Source organism: Lelliottia sp. RWM.1 (assembly GCF_016859735.1).
Lineage (GTDB): Bacteria > Pseudomonadota > Gammaproteobacteria > Enterobacterales > Enterobacteriaceae > Enterobacter.
In genome coordinates this window covers 39,322-55,798 of the sequence record NZ_WLVC01000003.1, presented here as the reverse complement: position 1 = coordinate 55,798, position 16,477 = coordinate 39,322, and the positions used below count along the sequence as shown (strand labels likewise).

The following is a 16,477-nucleotide window of genomic DNA, read 5'->3' as shown; positions in this document are numbered from 1 at the left end:
CCTTATGGCATCAGCTTAATTGCTGGCGGTTTTCATCGGCTGGTCAGGCTTTTTATCGTTCCCGGCAATGTAGGGACTCCACGGTTGAGCACGCACCGGCTTATCCGTTTGCCAGACCACGTTAAACTGCCCGTTGCCTTCGATTTCCCCGATCATGACCGGCTTATGCAGATGATGATTGGTTGCGTCCATCGTCAGCATAAAACCGGACGGCGCTTTAAAGGATTGCCCTGCCATCGCGGCGCGCACTTTGTCCACGTCCGTCGTCCCGGCTTTTTCCACCGCCTGGGCCCACATGTGGATGCCCACGTAAGTCGCTTCCATCGGGTCGTTGGTCACGACGGTATCGGCATTAGGCAGCTTATGGGCTTTGGCATAGGCTTTATAATCCGCCACAAAGGCCTGGTTAGTCGGGTTATCAACGGATTCGAAGTAGTTCCACGCCGCGAGGTTACCCACCAGCGGTTTGGTATCAATGCCGCGCAACTCCTCTTCCCCCACGGAGAATGCCACGACCGGAACATCGGTCGCCTTCAACCCCTGGTTCGCCAGCTCTTTGTAGAATGGAACGTTGGAGTCGCCGTTAATAGTCGACACGACTGCCGTTTTGCCACCCGCAGAGAATTTTTTGATATTGGCGACAATGGTTTGATAGTCGCTATGACCGAACGGGGTATATACCTCTTCGATATCTTTATCCTGAACGCCTTTGGAGTGGAGGAATGCCCGGAGGATCTTGTTGGTGGTGCGCGGATAAACGTAATCGGTTCCCAGCAGGAAGAAGCGTTTCGCACTGCCCCCATCTTCACTCATCAGGTACTCTACCGCCGGGATCGCCTGCTGGTTCGGTGCTGCACCGGTATAGAAGACGTTCGGAGACATCTCTTCACCTTCGTATTGCACCGGATAGAACAGCAGCCCGTTCAGCTCTTCAAAGACCGGCAATACCGATTTACGTGAAACCGACGTCCAGCAGCCAAACACCACCGCGACCTTGTCCTGGCTCAGGAGTTGCCGGGCTTTTTCCGCAAATAACGGCCAGTTAGATGCCGGGTCCACCACCACCGGTTCCAGCTTTTTACCCAGCACACCGCCTTTGGCGTTGATCTCATCGATCGTCATCAGCGCGACATCTTTCAAGGGCGTTTCAGAAATGGCCATCGTGCCGGACAACGAGTGCATGATCCCAACTTTGATGGTATCGGCAGCCTGGACGCCAAAACTCATTCCCATGGCGACCACAGAGGCCGACAGTGCAAAAGCTTTTAACAAGGTACGACGGTGCATATTTTCACTCCTGAAAAGAAAGCTGCGCTAAACGTCCATTACGGCATGGACGCAGAAAATAAAAACGTCAGCTTAAGGAGAGCAAAAAAGATGCCAGGGTGGAGGATGCGGATTTTCAGGGATGAGAAAAGAGGATTCGGAGAAAACGACTCAGGATGGTACAACGCTGCACTTTTATAATGCAGCGTTGTACCAGAGGCATTACCAGACGTCGCTGGCGATCTGCGTCACCAGACGCACTTTATCCCACTGTTGCGATTCGCTCAGGGCGTTCCCCTCTTCGGTGGACGCAAAACCACACTGTGGGCTGAGGCAAATCTGATCTTTTGCCACGTACTTTGCCGCCTCTTCCAGCCGCGCCTTCACGCCCTGTGGGTTTTCCAGCTCGCCATTTTTGGTAGTGATAAGCCCCAGCACTACCTGCTGTTTGCCCGGACGGACAAAACGCAATGGTGCAAAATCACCGCTACGGTCATTGTCATATTCCAGGAAGAAGGCATCCACGTTTACCGTACCGAACAGGATTTCTGCCACAGGCTCATAGCCACCTTCAGAGATCCAGGTTGAACGGAAGTTACCGCGACAAACATGCAGGCCGATGGTCAGATCGTCCGGTTTGCCTTCCAGCGCTTTGTTCAACACGCGGGCATAAATGCGCGCCAGTTCATCGGCATCATCGCCACGCTCGCGGATTTGGCGGCGCTGATCGTCGGAGCAAAGATAAGCCCAGACGGTGTCATCCAGTTGCAGGTAACGGCAGCCCGCCGCGTAAAACGCCTGAATTGCATCGCGCCAGGTGGTCGCCAGATCGTCAAAATAGGCGTCCAGATCCGGGTAAACCGTGGCATCAATATCTTTACGACCGCCACGGAAATGCAGCACGCTCGGGCTTGGAATGGTCATTTTCGGCTGCGCATTACCGCTGATACTTTTCAGGTAACGGAAATCCTCCAGCATTGGATGATCACCAAAACCCAGTTTCCCCGTTACGCGTACGCCATGGGCTTTAGTCTGCACGCCATTGAACTGGATGCCCTGCTGCGAATCGTAGCGTTCAACACCCTGCAACCCATCAAAGAAATCGAAATGCCACCATGCACGACGAAATTCACCGTCGGTCACCACATGCAACCCACAGGCGCATTGTTGTTCGACAACATGACGGATCGCCTCATCCTCAACAGCACGCAGTTGCCCGGCATCAATCTCACCGCTGGCAAACTGCAGACGGGCCTGTTTGATGGCATCGGGACGTAAAAAACTGCCGACTACATCGGCGCGGTATGGGGCGTGTTGTCGCTGCATGGAAATCTCCTTTGTCTGCTGGCGATAATTGCCAACAGTGATAATTCATTATTTGAACCTTTAGACTTCTGGATGTCTAAATGTCCAAAAAAGATGTCATATCTGCTGCTTCACGACAAACGAGAAAATTTCACCTGTATTGAAAAAAATTCATGTTCGGCAGGAGGATCATGAAATATCACTGGCGAATGCCAGGTTCTCGTCCTCCCAGCCGGTGATGCCACCAATCATGATTTTGACCGGCAACCCCAGACGCGCGAGCTTTAATGCCGCTCTGTCCGCGCCGTTGCAGTGCGGACCGGCACAATAAACCACAAAAATCGTCTCTACTGGCCATTCCGCCATACGTTCAGCCGTCATCTGTGACCACGGCAGATGGATGGCCCCAGGAAGGTGGCGGCGTGCAAACTGTTCCGGTTTACCCACGACATGCAGCAACACGAAATCCTGCTCATGGTTTGCCAGCGCATGATGCACATCCGCGCAATCCGTCTCAACACTCAGACGACGCAGAAAATGTGCGACGGCTTCCTGCGGTTCAGCAGTTGGAAATTCAGTAACATAACTCATGACCCTTCCTCCTCTTTGGCGTTTGTGTTAACACTACTCTATCCAAAAATTCATCCGGCGAATGTATCCACTCATGCCAGAAAACAGCAAAAAGATGACAACGTTAAGACCGGTTTTTCGCCCGCGCGTGGTCGTCCTGGCCTATGACGGACTCTGTACCTTTGAGTTTGGCGTCGCCGTTGAGATCTTCGGCCTGCCGCGCCCGGAGATGGGCGATGACTGGTATCGTTTTGCTGTTGTCGGAGTTGATCGCGGTGAGCTTCGCGCAACAGGTGGGATCAGGATGCTTGCTGACGGTGATCTCAGCCTTCTTGAAGAGGCCGATTTGGTGGTGATCCCTGGCTGGCGTGGCGTGGATTCACCTGTTCCTGCTGCGCTGAGTGAAGCACTGAGGGAGGCCAGTGCCCGGGGCTGCCAGATAATGTCAATCTGTTCCGGCGTCTTCGTTCTTGCCGCATCTGGCCTGCTCGACGGGCGAAAAGCTACCACACACTGGCGTTACCTTGAGCAACTCAAAACGCGTTTTCCGGCCGTCACCGTCGTGGAAGATGTCCTCTATCAGGATGAAGGCGACATTCTGACTTCAGCGGGTAGCGCGGCAGGGATTGATTTGTGCCTGCATGTGGTCCGTCGGGACTACGGTATGGAAGCAGCCAACCATGTTGCGCGTCGCCTGGTGATCCCACCGCACCGGGATGGCTCGCAAACACAGCAGCTTAGCCGCCCAGTGGCACAACTGCGGGAAAGCCAGCGTATTGGACAACTGTTCGACTTTCTGCATCAGCACCTTGCGCTTCAGCACAGTATTGACTCGCTGGCGCGGCGTGTCGGGATGAGTCAACGCACGTTCCTGCGCCGTTTTCAGGATGCAACCGGAACAACTCCCTCACGCTGGCTGCTCAATGAACGTCTGTTACGGGCAAAAGATTACCTGGAAAATAGTCGATTAAGCATCGATAGCATTGCGGAACAGACCGGCTTTGGTCAGTCAGCCACATTGCGACACCACTTCCGTCAGCTTTATGCGATCTCCCCAGGAGAATATCGTAAACAATTTCTCCGTTAATTCCGCTAACCACCGAAGTACAGGCAAAAAAAACCGCCAGAAACTGGCGGTAAATGCTTGCATGGATAGATCTGTATTTCTTCTCTGGGTTCCCGACATTCCCTGCCGGGTTGGATCTGATGTAACCCTAACACTGGAAAATTCAATGAAGGCTAAACAAACGTTTTAACCATGCTGAAATTTCGCGATTTCAGTCTGCATATTTCTCTCTTTCCGCTGCAAATCCAGGCCGAATCTGAATATCCCAGGTCATCCACATTTTCTCCATTTTTCGGTGCTGAAATCACCGCCGTTAAATAAACGAGAAAGGAATTATCGACATGAAAAAATTTGCCACACTTACCGCGGTCATTGCGCTGGGGCTCTCTTCTCATGTATTTGCAGACAACAAACCGCCCGTCCAGCCTGAGAAGCCCCCCATTCAGCATAACGAAAAGCAACCACCACGAGATGGCAAACAACCACAGCATCAGGGCAAAGCACCGCAGCAGCATCTGAACGGCGATAAGACTCAGCATCACAATAATAAATCGCAACATGATGGCAAACGCCCGCAGCATAATGACGGTAAACAGCCGCCAAAAGAGGGTAAAAAACCGCTGCCACCGAAAGACGACCGCCGATAAAATGCAGGGGCACAACGCCCCTGTTTTATTTCAGCCACCACAGTAATTGACAATCCCTTTGCGCTAATTTGAATTATTGAATAATAACTCTATGAAATTACCTTCATGATAGCCGTGAAATATCATTCAGCGGTGAGATAATGTTTAAAAAAGGGTTTTCAATCATGTTGTTGATCTGCGCATTATTCTCAGGTCAACTGATGGCGGGGCATAAAGGGCATGAATTTTTGTGGGTCAAGAATGTCGACCACCAGCTTCGTCATGAAGCCGACAGCGATGAGTTACGCAGCGTTGCCGAAGATTCAGCAGACGGTTTGCGCGAACACCACCACTGGCAGAAATCACGCAAACCCGAGACTCACTTTCGCTAATTAACTGCCTTTACGTTTCGGCAGCGTCTTCATCAGATCTTCCGGACTGACGGATGCCACCACACTTCCCGGTTGTGGCATTTTAAAGATGTGATTCTTCATCTTGCCAATCACATGCATTTCACACGGCCGACAGTCAAATTTCAGCGTCAACACCTCGTCACCATTCACCAGCTGCATAGGCGTTGCCTTCCAGCTCTTAATGTTGCCTTTTGCCTGTTTCGGGCACAGATTAAAGGCGAAACGCAGACAGTGTTTGGTGATCATGACCGGCACGTCGCCCTTCTCTTCATGTGCTTCATAAGCGGCATCAATCAACTGCACGCCATAGCGATGATAGAACGCACGCGCTTTATGGTTGTATACGTTTGCGAGGAAGGATAAATGCGTATCGGGATAGACCGGCGCAGGTACGGAAACGGCCTTACGGCTACCACGCGGATACTGAGCCAGACGTGCCTCATCCAGCCTCTCCGTCGTTTCGCGACGGAACTGGTTCAGGAGGCTATTCGGCACAAACAACGCGTCCGGTAAATTGACGTCGATATTGCGCGCGTAATAGATCGTCTGACCGAGTTTCGCCACGCCATCCTTCAGGCTGTTCAGTACTTTTTCGGCATGATTAGCCACGTCGAACTGACCGTCAAGGGTATGCGTTACGCTGACGCCCTCTTCACTGGTCATGGTCAGGATTAGCTGTTCCTTCCAGCCTCCCAGTTCGATATCCACGGCAACACGACGCTCGCTGGAGGTCTTTAGTAATGCCTGTTGCCAGTTGTGATCAAGGTTGCGGTTGAGGGCGGCATTGGGGCGTGCTTTGTATAAGTCAGCAGGCATTTCATTTGGCCAGACGCGGTAGCGATTTTCACCGGTTTTTTCCACCGTATTCGCGCGGAATCCGACCACTTCACGCTTGATCATCACGTTCAGACCATCGCCATTTGCCAGTGGCTCCGTAACCTGAACATCCAGATGATCTTTCGCCACTTTCAGCACTTCACCGACCGGTAAGCCGATAAATTTCGGCGAATCGAACGCACCGATATCCCCTTTACGCGCATTAACAAAGTAATCGGTGCTGCCACGGTGGAACGTTTTGTCTGTCGACGGGATAAAGAAATGCTCGGTACGTCCGGCTGACGCACGCGCCAGGTCGCCACGATCGTCAATGATGGCATCCAGCATCTGACGATAATGCGCGGTGATGTTCTTCACGTAGCTCATGTCTTTGTAGCGCCCTTCAATCTTGAAGGAACGAACGCCTGCGTCAATCAGCGCAGCCAGGTTGGCAGTCTGATCATTATCTTTCATCGACAACAGGTGTTTTTCAAAGGCAACCACCCGGCCCTGATCGTCTTTCAGGGTATACGGCAGGCGACATGCCTGAGAGCAGTCCCCCCGGTTAGCACTGCGACCGGTCTGCGCATGTGAAATATTACACTGACCGGAATACGCCACACACAACGCGCCATGGATAAAGAACTCGATAGTCGCATCCGTTGCCTGGTGAATATCGCGGATCTGATTCAGGTTCAGTTCACGGGCCAGCACAATCTGGGAGAAGCCGACATCGGAGAGAAATTTCGCTTTTTCGACCGTACGGATATCACACTGAGTGCTGGCGTGCAGTTCAATCGGGGGAATATCCAGCTCCAGCACGCCCATATCCTGAACGATCAGCGCATCAACACCGGTCTGGTACAAATCGGTAATCAGTCGCTGCGCAGGTTCCAGTTCATCATCATGCAGTATGGTGTTCAGCGTCACGAACACTTTCGCCCCATAGCGATGGGCAAAAGGCACGAGAGCGGCGATATCACTCAGGCTGTTGCTGGCATTATGGCGAGCACCAAAGCCAGGCCCGCCAATGTAGACGGCATCCGCGCCGTGAAGGATAGCCTCACGGGCGATGGAGGCGTCACGCGCCGGGCTTAAGAGTTCGAGATGATGGGATTGCAGGCGCATACGTCGTCGTTATCCGTTATGGTCAAAATGGCGGCTATTGTAGTCAGAAGTATGCGACAGCGAAACCGTTTTGCGTACCTTCAGCGGGGATAATGTATCAGTGAGTGGAAGTGCACGGTCTGAGCCGTACTATTGCGATAAGCGTGGGGTTTATCGCCCGCAAATTTCACGCCGGAATCAGCCTGAATCGTCTGCCAGACCCCTTCAATGTTCATCTCCAGTTCACCGCTTATGACCACAACATGTTCGATCACCCCCGCTTCGTGCGGCGTTGACTCGCTCAACGTGCCGGGTGCAAGCGTAATGGAAAAATGGTCGTATTTGAGCGCGTCATCCCAGGGGAACAACGGTTTTACCACCATCGCTTGCTGTTGCGGATCAAAGACCGCCTGCGGGCTTGCACCGGGTGTGATAAATGCCGAAAACGGCACGTTCAGTCCGGTGGCAATCTTCCAGAGCGTAGCAACCGTCGGGCTAGATTCATTGCGCTCGATTTGCCCAAGCATCGCTTTCGATACCCCGGTCTCTTCAGACAATTTTGACAGGCTCCACCCGCGTGCCTGTCGCAGTGTTTTCAGTGTAGATGCAAGATGTTGAGTAATATCCATAACCTCTCCTGTTAGGGCGAAGTCTATCACTTGTACGCTATAACGCACAGTGTTACATTGCACCGGACGTTATAACGCACAACGGAGTTCCTATGCGCAGTTCCTCTCATCTCTTTCCTGCCGTACTGGCTGGGTTTGTCGCCGTGCTGGTGGGATATGCCAGTTCTGCTGCCATCATCTGGCAAGCCGCTGCTGCTGCTGGTGCGGATGCGCACCAGATTGCAGGCTGGATGACCGCTCTCGGGCTGGGGATGGGCGTCAGCACCCTTGCGCTCTCCTGGTGGTATAAAGCGCCGGTACTCACCGCATGGTCAACACCAGGCGCCGCCCTGCTTGCCACCAGTTTGCAGGGCGTGACGCTTGCCGAAACCATTGGAATTTTTATTTTTGCCAATGCGCTGATTCTGCTCTGCGGAGTGACGGGGCTTTTTGCGCGCCTGATGAAGCTGATACCTCATTCACTTGCCGCCGCGATGCTGGCTGGCGTGTTGCTGCGTTTTGGTCTCCAGGCCTTTACACACCTGAATGGCCACGTTTTGCTGTGTGGTAGCATGCTGGCGGCGTGGCTGGCAGCGAAAGCCCTTGCGCCACGCTACGCCATTGTCGCGACCCTGTTGGTTGGGGGGTTTGTCGCCTGGGCTGGCGGTGACGTTGTCACGGACAAGATCACCTTATCCGTCGTCATGCCGCAATTTATCGCACCCGTATTTACCGTTTCCAGCCTGATCAGCGTTGGATTGCCCTTCTTCCTCGTCACAATGGCGTCGCAGAATGCCCCAGGCTTCGCCACCATGAAAGCATCCGGTTATCCGCTTGCCGTTTCACCGTTGATTATTTTTACCGGCGCGCTGGCACTGCTGTTTTCGCCTTTCGGGGTCTATTCCATCTGTATTGCTGCCATTACCGCCGCCATTTGCCAAAGCCCGGATGCCCATCCTGATGCCAGTAAACGCTGGATGGCGGCAGCGGCAGCAGGTGTCTTTTATCTGCTGGCTGGCGTGTTTGGCGGCTCCATTACCGGATTACTGGCCGCTCTTCCACTGAACTGGATCCAGACGCTGGCCGGGCTGGCGTTGCTGGGAACAATAAGTGGAAGCTTATATCAGGCGCTGAACAATGAAGCGGAACGTGATGCGGCAATTGTCACTTTCCTGATGACGGCTAGCGGCGTCACAATTCTTGGAATGGGGTCAGCCTTCTGGGGACTGGTACTTGGCGGAGTCTGTTACGCTGTATTTTCACGCGCTCGCCGCGCGTAGCTGCGAAGGCGTCATCCCCATCATGCTGCGAAAGCGGTTGCTGAAATGGCTGGCAGAGTTAAACCCGCACGCGAGTGCAATATCCGTGAGCGGGCTTTCGGTGTATTTCACCAGCACTTTTGCCTTTTCCATCCGCCGGTGCATCACATACTGATGAGGGGCTTGCTGCATCGACTGGCGGAACATACGGGCAAAATGGTACTCACTCAGTGCGGCCTGCGCTGCCAGCTCGGCCAGGGTCAGTGGCTGCGCGAGATTCTCTTCAATAAAGGCCAGTACATTACGCAAAATAAAGGGTGACAACCCGCCAGTCACCACCGGTAACTTCCATTGCACGTTGGTATAATTCTGCAACAGATGCGTCAGCAGCAGTGTGGACGCCGTGCTCAGAGTGAGCTGGTTGGCTTTCTGCTGCCAGTCGCAACCCAGTAAAAACTGACGATAAAGCGCAGTAATTTTAGGGTCGCTGCCAAAGATTTTTTCATCCAGCGTCAACGTCAGTGGGCGTTTATCCCAGATTTTTTCCCCAATATCCCGCAAATGGTCATCGGTGCAATAGAGATGGACAAATGACAGATCATCACGAATATCCCAGGTGGATTCGCTGTCTTTAGGCATCAGGCAGAAACGATCCGGACCACCGCCATTCTTCCAGCCAGCCGGTGTCTTTTGGTAGCTCTCGTAGCCGTCAGCTACGTAAAGGCTCAGGGTGTGGTGATCGCTTTTAACCGTAATGGTGTCGTGCTTGTTGTACCACGCCGCCAACTGGATACCCGAATTGAGCGCAACGGTTTCCCGGAGCACTGCGTTTTGCTGGCGTAGCGTTTCAAAAGTATCGTAAGCGCGAGACATAACCGTTAACACGTGATTAAACAGATCCCCAGTCTATGAACTGTCGCGCCCTGATTCCAGTAGCGGCGACAGAAAAAAGCGCAAGAATTTGCAAGCCCGGCGCAAAACGGTGACAGCACACGATCGCCGTTGCCAGCACAATGTCGTTTTCGGCTGTGAGAAGAGAGACACATGAACGCATTACTGTATGGGCTGGTGGTGATTATCTGGGGAACCACCTGGATTGCAATTTTCCTGCAACAAGGGCCTGTCGCGGCTCCCGTCTCTATTTTCTGGCGCTTTGCCGTCGCCTGCGCCATCATGATGATTGTGCTTATCGCGCTGCGTCGCGTGCGCAAACTTGCGCTCAAAGATCACCTCTTTTGCCTGCTTCAGGGCTGTTGTGTCTTCTGCTTTAACTTCTGGTGCTTTTACACCGCCGCCGCTCACATCAATACGGGGCTGGAGTCCGTCATTTTCTCCATGGCCGTGCTGTATAACGCCATCAATAGCTTTATTTTCTTCGGGCAACGCCCGCCTGCCCGCTTCTGGACAGCGGCTTTTCTGGGGTTGATTGGTATCGTCACCCTCTTCTGGGATGACTTGCTGGCGAGTGGCTGGAGCGCGTCACTGCTCACGGGGATTGGCCTGTCCGCACTTGGCACATATGGCTTTTCACTGGGAAATATGATCAGCATGCGCCATCAGCGCAACGGTCTGGAGACAATGACAACCAACGCGTGGGCTATGCTCTACGGCACGCTGGTGATGGGCGGCATTGCGCTGATCCGCGGTGATAACTTCATGCCGGAATGGACGGTGAGTTATATTGGCGCGCTGCTCTATCTTGCCCTCTTTGGCTCGGTCATTGCGTTTGGCGCATATTTCACACTGGTCGGGCGCATTGGAGCGGGCAAAGCCGCTTACAGCACCTTACTGTTTCCGCTTGTGGCTTTATCTATCTCAACGGTGTACGAAGGTTATGTCTGGCACATCAATGGGATCGTGGGTTTGCTGTTGATTCTGGGCGGGAATATGGTGATGTTTACGAAACCTGAAACCTGGTTCAGACGGCTTCGTACTGCCTGAAAATAAGCCGGCCTGCACTCCATCAGGCCGGCCTGGAGACTTATTTCGCCGGCTTCTTCACGTCAAACATGGTGGCATCCGTCGCCATATCATCAACAACCTGTTTCAGCGTAGCAAAGCCAAGTGGCGTATTTTCATTCGCCAGCTCTTTACCTTCGCCTTTACGGACGACTTTGATAACCGGTTTTCCTGTCGCGGCATCAATCAACTCACCTTCAAAATAGAGGTGGGTATCCATAGTGCGATGACCGGTTGCCATTTGCGTACCCGCCAGAACCAGTGCGACAGGAACAACTTCGTAGAACTGTAACCCTTCCTGTTTAGAGCTAACACCGGTGATAGCACCACGGAAGATCAAACTGCGTGGTCCTGGTGTTGCGACAATAGGCTTACGCTGGCCAATCGCCGTTTTCATTTTGTTGTCCGTATACGTCCGCAATTCATCAAGCGTTTTTTGGCCAATCTGCGTTGTCGGTTTAGGCGCTGGATAATACGTAATAGGATTCCAGACAATATTGTCATATTTCGCATCACTGTATGCCGGGTCGACCCAACGCAGAACCGGTTTACCTGTCGCAGAAGTGGTTTGCTGCAAGCCAGAATAATCTTTTAAAAAACCTGAATACTGCTCGGGTGACGTGACTTTTGAAGCACAGCCCGCCAACGCCAACAGTCCAGAAAGCACTGCAACTTTAAAAAAAGTTTGAGTACGCATGATGGTATTCCATGTTATTTGCAAGTATGCACTTGAAGTTATAGCAAAAGGTGGGCGGGTTTGTTGTGGCAAAAAATGAGGTTAGCAGCACAAATTGATAAATCACTGCCCGAAATCAATTCGGGCAGTTCCTTGCTACTCTTTAATGTCAACCTGCCAGAAAAGGTGTTTCCCAAAGGGATCAATTTCATAGCCCGTCACTTCTTTTCGCACTGGCTCAAAAATCGTCGAATGGGCAATCATGACGGCAGGCATTTGATCGTGCATTATCTGCTGCGCCTGCTTATAAAGCGCGACACGTTTTTCGTGATCGGTTATCGATTTTGCTTCTGCAATGATGTTGTCAAAAGGTTTGTAGCACCATTTAGCCGAGTTCGAACCGCCATTGGCTGAAGTACAGGTAAACAGTGGGCCGAAGAAGTTATCGGGGTCGCCTGTTGCTGTCGTCCATCCCATCAGCGCCGCCTGATGCTCACCGCTCTTCACCCGTTTCAGGTACTCACCCCACTCATAGATCACGATTTTGGTCTGCACGCCAATTTTCGCCCAGTCAGCCTGAATCATTTCCGCCATGCGTTTGGCATTCGGGTTATAGGGGCGTTGAACGGGCATAGCCCATAAATCAATGCTAAGTCCGTTAGCAAACCCCGCCTCTTTCAGCAACGCTTTCGCCTTCTCAGGATCGTATTCATAATCTTTCAGTTCGCTGTTCGCGCTCCAGACACCGGGCGGTAACAGGTTCTTCGCTGCGGTTCCTGTCCCCTGGAACACGGCATCAATAATTGCGGGTTTGTTGATGGCAATAGCCAGCGCCTGGCGCACCTTAACGTTATCCAGCGGCGGTTTTTGGGTATTAAACGCGAGGAAACCGGTATTCAGCCCGGATTTGCTCATCAGGTTGATATCGGGGTTAGCCTTCATACGGGTTAAATCGGCCGGATTAGGGAACGGCATCACCTGACACTCATTTTTTTCGACCTTCGCATAACGTACGGCGGCATCAGGGGTAATGCTAAACACCAGCCTGTCGAGTTTTGACTTGCCCTGCCAGTAATCCGGGAAAGCCGTGTAGAGGATGCGTGAATCTTTTTGATATTGCGCCAGCCTGAAGGGGCCAGTGCCAATCGGATCCATATCCACTTTTTCTGGCGTACCGGCCTTGAGCATCGCGTCGGCATACTCAGCTGAGAGGATCGAGGCAAAATACCATGCCAGATCGGCGACAAATGGCGCTTCAGGGTGCGCCAGCGTGAAGCGCACGGTGTGATCATCCACTTTATCAATCGCGGTGATCAGCGTGCCAAACTCCAGGCTTTCGAAGTTGGAGTAGCTGCCGTTGGAGACATTGTGATACGGGTGATTCGCATCCTTCTGGCGCATGAAGGAGAAAATCACATCATCAGCATTAAAGTCTCGTGTTGGCGTAAAGGTTTTATTGCTCTGAAACTTCACCCCTTTTCGCAGGTGGAAGGTATAAACCTTGCCATCGTCGCTGACATCCCAACGTTCAGCGAGGCTCGGAACCAGCTCCGTGGTTCCGGGTTTAAAATCAACCAGTCGATTGTAAACCGGCACGGCGCTGGCATCGACGCTGGTTCCCGAGGTATATAACTGAGGATTAAAGTTCTCCGGTGATCCCTCGGAGCAATACACCAGCGTTTTCGCCGCAACGGTGGAACTGACCGTCAGTGCCGCAATCGCCAGAGTTAAAACTGTGAGTTTGCTTTTCATCTTTTATTCCTGTCTTTTTAATTCGACGGCTAATTAATTCTTTTGCCATTTCATAAATAACATTAAAGTGATATTGCAAACACCTGATAAAACAAAAAAAGAGGGAATCACTATGGCTTCAGCACTCTCCAGACAATTAACCCAACGCTTTTTTCGTTATCTTGCCATTACCAGCCAGAGCGATCCCAAAGTGAAAACACTGCCCTCCACGTCAGGCCAGCATGATATGGCGCGGGAACTGGCTGACGAGCTTACCCGTCTGGGTTTAGACGAGATTGTGATTGACGAATTCGCCACTGTCACCGCCGTGAAAAAAGGCAATGTAGCCGGAGCACCGCGTATCGGTTTTATTACCCATATTGATACCGTCGACGTCGGTTTATCACCGGATATTCATCCGCAAATATTAACTTTCACCAGTGAAGACCTCTGCCTGAATAAAGAGCAAGACATCTGGCTACGCGTTGATGAGCACCCTGAAATACTGGCTTACCCCAATGAAGAGATTATTTTCAGCGATGGAACCAGTGTATTAGGCGCAGATAATAAATCGGCGGTTACAGTGGTCATGACCGTGCTGGAAAACCTGACGGCCAGGCATCAACATGGCGATATTGTGGTGGCCTTTGTACCCGATGAAGAGATTGGGCTTAACGGGGCAAAAGCGCTGGATCTGAAGCGTTTCGATGTGGATTTTGCCTGGACCATTGACTGCTGTGAGCTGGGGGAGATTGTGTATGAGAACTTTAACGCTGCCGCCGCCGAGATCCGCTTCACCGGCGTAACAGCCCACCCGATGTCAGCCAAAGGCGTACTGGTCAATCCCCTGCTAATGGCAACCGACTTCATCAGCCATTTCGATCGCCAGCAAACACCGGAATGCACAGAAGGCCGTGAAGGGTATATCTGGTTTAACGGTATTCAGGCCGGGCAAAACGAGGCGGTGTTGAAAGCCAACATCCGCGATTTTGATAAAACTCACTTTGCGGCCCGTAAGCAGCAGATCGCCGATGTGGCGGGTCTCATTGCGGCACAACACCCTACGGCCAGCGTGGAATACCGCATTGAGGATACTTACAGCAATATCAGTAACGCCATCGGCGAAGACCGCCGCGCCATTGACCTGATGTTTGAAGCTATGGCGTCTCTGGGCATCACGCCGAAACCGACACCCATGCGGGGTGGCACGGACGGCGCAGCATTATCGGCAAAAGGGTTACTTACCCCGAACTTCTTCACGGGCGCTCATAACTTCCACTCGAAATTTGAGTTTTTGCCGCTGTCGTCGTTCGAGGCGTCTTACCATACAGCCCTGCAAATCTGTCTGCTGGCCGCGCGTTAACGCGCTTTACGTGCCAGCATCGTGGCAAAGCGCAGCTTGATGCGATGACCGTTTTCGTCGGTGCGATGCAACTCACCGACCTCTTCGTTGTATTTCAGCAGTTCCCAGCCTTCATAGTAGTTGCTCAGTTCACCGGCTTTGAAGGCAAACGGGAAGCCAACCGTACACGGATAATCTGGCGTATCCATGGCGGCAACAATCAGGTTGTAACCACCGGGTGTGGTGCAACGCTGCATATTGGCGATAAGACCCGGGATCGTTTTTGCGTCCAGGAACATCATCACCACGGTGGAGAGAATAAAATCGTATTCCCCGTCAAAGCTCAGGGTGTTCAGATCGTTGATCGCCGCGTGCAGGTTGGTGATCTCTTCCGCCGCTTTAATACGCTCAATATTGTCGATGCTCATTGGGTTTTTATCCCACGCGGTCACATCGTAGCCGTTAGCCGCCAGATACAGGCTGTTACGGCCATTTCCACAGCCCAGATCGAGCGTTTTACCCGGTTTAACGATGCCTGCGCTGTACAACACCTCTGAGTGTGTACGCGTCAGACCATATTTCTCGGTGAAATAGTTTTCATCAACAGTCATTGTTTTTCCTCAGGAAGCATAAGCCGTGCTTTGTCAGTGCGAACAAGAAGTTTGCCCTGCATCAGCAAGATAAAAGTACGTATTAACAGCATCGCAATGATGCCATTCGTGAAAATGAACAGGGGAATGGCGATGGCATGGAAGAAACCCGCTGGGCTGCCCTGCCCCAAATGCAAACCAGTGGTCGCAAGCGCAGAGACACCGAACGAGAAGCTCCAGAAAGAGGCATTAAACGGCTGTGAGAGATACCACGGCATCAGGCGCAGCATAAACAGGAGCTGTAACAGTCCATAGCCAAACAGCATTTTGGCAAAGGTATCGGCTTCACCACCATTCACACTGAACCAGGCGCTACAGGCCACCAGAGCTGGCGCGAGTTGAATGCCGAGCGATGTGCGCAAAGGTGAAGGTAGTTCTCCGGCGCTACGCAGACGTTGCAAAATGACCGGTTCGAGGCTGAGCCAGGAGAAAATCCCCGCGCCCAGGAATACCAGACCCGCATCATGAAACCCTAGTGCGCCGCAAGCCATTGCGCTGATGAAATTATTCGCGACGGTAGGTAAGTATAACCCCGGCGTGGTGGCCTCCTGTGGGTGTTGCCCTCGCCACAACCCGGCACTCTGCCAGGCAGAATAGCTGAGTTGTATCACGACGCCGATGCTGAACAAGACCAGTGAAAGGGGCCGAAACCAGGGAACAACACCAATGGCCACCAGCATTGTGGTTGCCGGAAACAGGCTGACAAAACTGCTCATCACCGGATGGCGCATTTCAGCCAGTACACTGTGAGGAAAACGGACAGCCCGGGTGATGAATGCCACCGTCAGTAAACACCAGATACACACCGCCAGAGCAACCAGAATGTCGCCAGGCCAGCGAGTCACGGGCCAGAGCGTGCTGGCATAGCGCCAGGCAAAGCCCATGCCCATTGTCCCCAGCACCATGCCAAAGTAGCCGGAGGGTAAGTTGAGGGCCTGTTGGGTGTGATTATCTTTATGCATTTATTTTAAATCTTAAACTGTATTTTAAATGCCATTTTAAGGGGTTTCCCCTGCGTATGCCAGTACTTCGAAAAAGCCAAAGTTTGCTACGTTTAGTTAAGGCACTTATCAGAGAGATGAT

Annotated in this window: 16 protein-coding genes; 6 read left to right on the top strand and 10 right to left on the bottom strand. The window is 52.4% G+C overall.

Going from position 1 to position 16,477, the window contains the following annotated elements; translation table 11 throughout:
• Positions 1-15: 15 nt before the first annotated feature.
• From urtA to GF617_RS03445, 3 genes are all read right to left on the bottom strand, one after another.
• Complete coding sequence (gene urtA / locus GF617_RS03455; RefSeq protein ID WP_203451061.1) at positions 16-1,287, bottom strand: urea ABC transporter substrate-binding protein; 1,272 nt, start codon at positions 1,285-1,287, stop codon at positions 16-18.
• Between the two features lie 201 nt (positions 1,288-1,488).
• Positions 1,489-2,592, bottom strand: a complete 1,104-nt coding sequence (locus GF617_RS03450) for a cobalamin-independent methionine synthase II family protein (protein ID WP_181623475.1) — start codon at positions 2,590-2,592, stop codon at positions 1,489-1,491.
• A 168-nt stretch (positions 2,593-2,760) separates the two neighbouring features.
• Complete coding sequence (locus GF617_RS03445) at positions 2,761-3,162, bottom strand: rhodanese-like domain-containing protein (RefSeq protein WP_181623474.1); 402 nt, start codon at positions 3,160-3,162, stop codon at positions 2,761-2,763.
• A gap of 73 nt (positions 3,163-3,235) precedes the next feature.
• On the opposite strand from GF617_RS03445, the gene ftrA reads away from it, so the two are divergent.
• The 3 genes from ftrA to GF617_RS03430 all read left to right on the top strand — a co-directional run bounded on the left by ftrA (position 3,236) and on the right by GF617_RS03430 (position 5,225).
• Entirely contained in the window at positions 3,236-4,228 is a 993-nt protein-coding gene (gene ftrA, locus GF617_RS03440) for a transcriptional regulator FtrA (protein WP_181623473.1), read from the top strand.
• Positions 4,229-4,548: 320 nt separating this feature from the next.
• Positions 4,549-4,854: a hypothetical protein gene (locus GF617_RS03435; RefSeq protein WP_203451060.1), complete on the top strand. Its 306-nt coding sequence runs from the start codon at positions 4,549-4,551 to the stop codon at positions 4,852-4,854.
• A gap of 140 nt (positions 4,855-4,994) precedes the next feature.
• On the top strand, positions 4,995-5,225 hold the full coding sequence (locus tag GF617_RS03430; protein ID WP_181623471.1) for a DUF2554 family protein: 231 nt from the start codon (positions 4,995-4,997) through the stop codon (positions 5,223-5,225).
• On the opposite strand, the gene GF617_RS03425 is transcribed toward GF617_RS03430, so the two are convergent.
• Positions 5,226-7,190, bottom strand: coding sequence for a U32 family peptidase (locus GF617_RS03425; RefSeq protein ID WP_203451059.1), 1,965 nt, complete (start codon positions 7,188-7,190; stop codon positions 5,226-5,228).
• An 80-nt stretch (positions 7,191-7,270) separates the two neighbouring features.
• A complete protein-coding gene (locus GF617_RS03420) occupies positions 7,271-7,798 on the bottom strand; it encodes a helix-turn-helix domain-containing protein (protein ID WP_203451058.1) in 528 nt (175 codons plus the stop codon).
• A 92-nt stretch (positions 7,799-7,890) separates the two neighbouring features.
• On the opposite strand from GF617_RS03420, the gene GF617_RS03415 reads away from it, so the two are divergent.
• On the top strand, positions 7,891-9,057 hold the full coding sequence (locus tag GF617_RS03415) for a benzoate/H(+) symporter BenE family transporter (RefSeq protein WP_203451057.1): 1,167 nt from the start codon (positions 7,891-7,893) through the stop codon (positions 9,055-9,057).
• On the opposite strand, the gene GF617_RS03410 is transcribed toward GF617_RS03415, so the two are convergent.
• Positions 9,037-9,909, bottom strand: coding sequence for a helix-turn-helix domain-containing protein (locus tag GF617_RS03410; RefSeq protein WP_181623467.1), 873 nt, complete (start codon positions 9,907-9,909; stop codon positions 9,037-9,039). The genes GF617_RS03415 and GF617_RS03410 overlap by 21 nt on opposite strands.
• Positions 9,910-10,080: 171 nt before the next feature.
• On the opposite strand from GF617_RS03410, the gene GF617_RS03405 reads away from it, so the two are divergent.
• Positions 10,081-10,977, top strand: coding sequence for a DMT family transporter (locus GF617_RS03405; RefSeq protein WP_203451056.1), 897 nt, complete (start codon positions 10,081-10,083; stop codon positions 10,975-10,977).
• A 40-nt stretch (positions 10,978-11,017) separates the two neighbouring features.
• Here the strand turns inward: GF617_RS03405 and GF617_RS03400 are convergent, their stop codons facing one another.
• Together GF617_RS03400 and GF617_RS03395 are read right to left on the bottom strand one after the other, a co-directional pair.
• Entirely contained in the window at positions 11,018-11,692 is a 675-nt protein-coding gene (locus tag GF617_RS03400) for a DUF3313 domain-containing protein (protein ID WP_181623465.1), read from the bottom strand.
• Positions 11,693-11,827: 135 nt separating this feature from the next.
• Positions 11,828-13,423 carry an ABC transporter substrate-binding protein gene (locus GF617_RS03395; RefSeq protein ID WP_203451055.1) on the bottom strand — a complete coding sequence of 532 codons (1,596 nt, stop codon included), beginning with the start codon at positions 13,421-13,423 and terminating at the stop codon, positions 11,828-11,830.
• Positions 13,424-13,535: 112 nt separating this feature from the next.
• Here GF617_RS03395 and pepT point away from each other — a divergent pair, with 112 nt between their 5' ends.
• Positions 13,536-14,765, top strand: coding sequence for a peptidase T (pepT, locus tag GF617_RS03390; protein ID WP_181623463.1), 1,230 nt, complete (start codon positions 13,536-13,538; stop codon positions 14,763-14,765).
• Here the strand turns inward: pepT and tehB are convergent.
• The gene (tehB, locus tag GF617_RS03385; RefSeq protein WP_203451054.1) at positions 14,762-15,355 is read right to left on the bottom strand and encodes a tellurite resistance methyltransferase TehB; all 594 of its coding nucleotides are present in this window, start codon (positions 15,353-15,355) and stop codon (positions 14,762-14,764) included. The two genes, pepT and tehB, sit on opposite strands and share 4 nt — an antisense overlap.
• On the bottom strand, positions 15,352-16,356 hold the full coding sequence (tehA, locus tag GF617_RS03380) for a dicarboxylate transporter/tellurite-resistance protein TehA (protein WP_203451053.1): 1,005 nt from the start codon (positions 16,354-16,356) through the stop codon (positions 15,352-15,354). Before tehA ends, tehB begins: the two co-directional genes overlap by 4 nt.
• Positions 16,357-16,477: the final 121 nt, after the last annotated feature.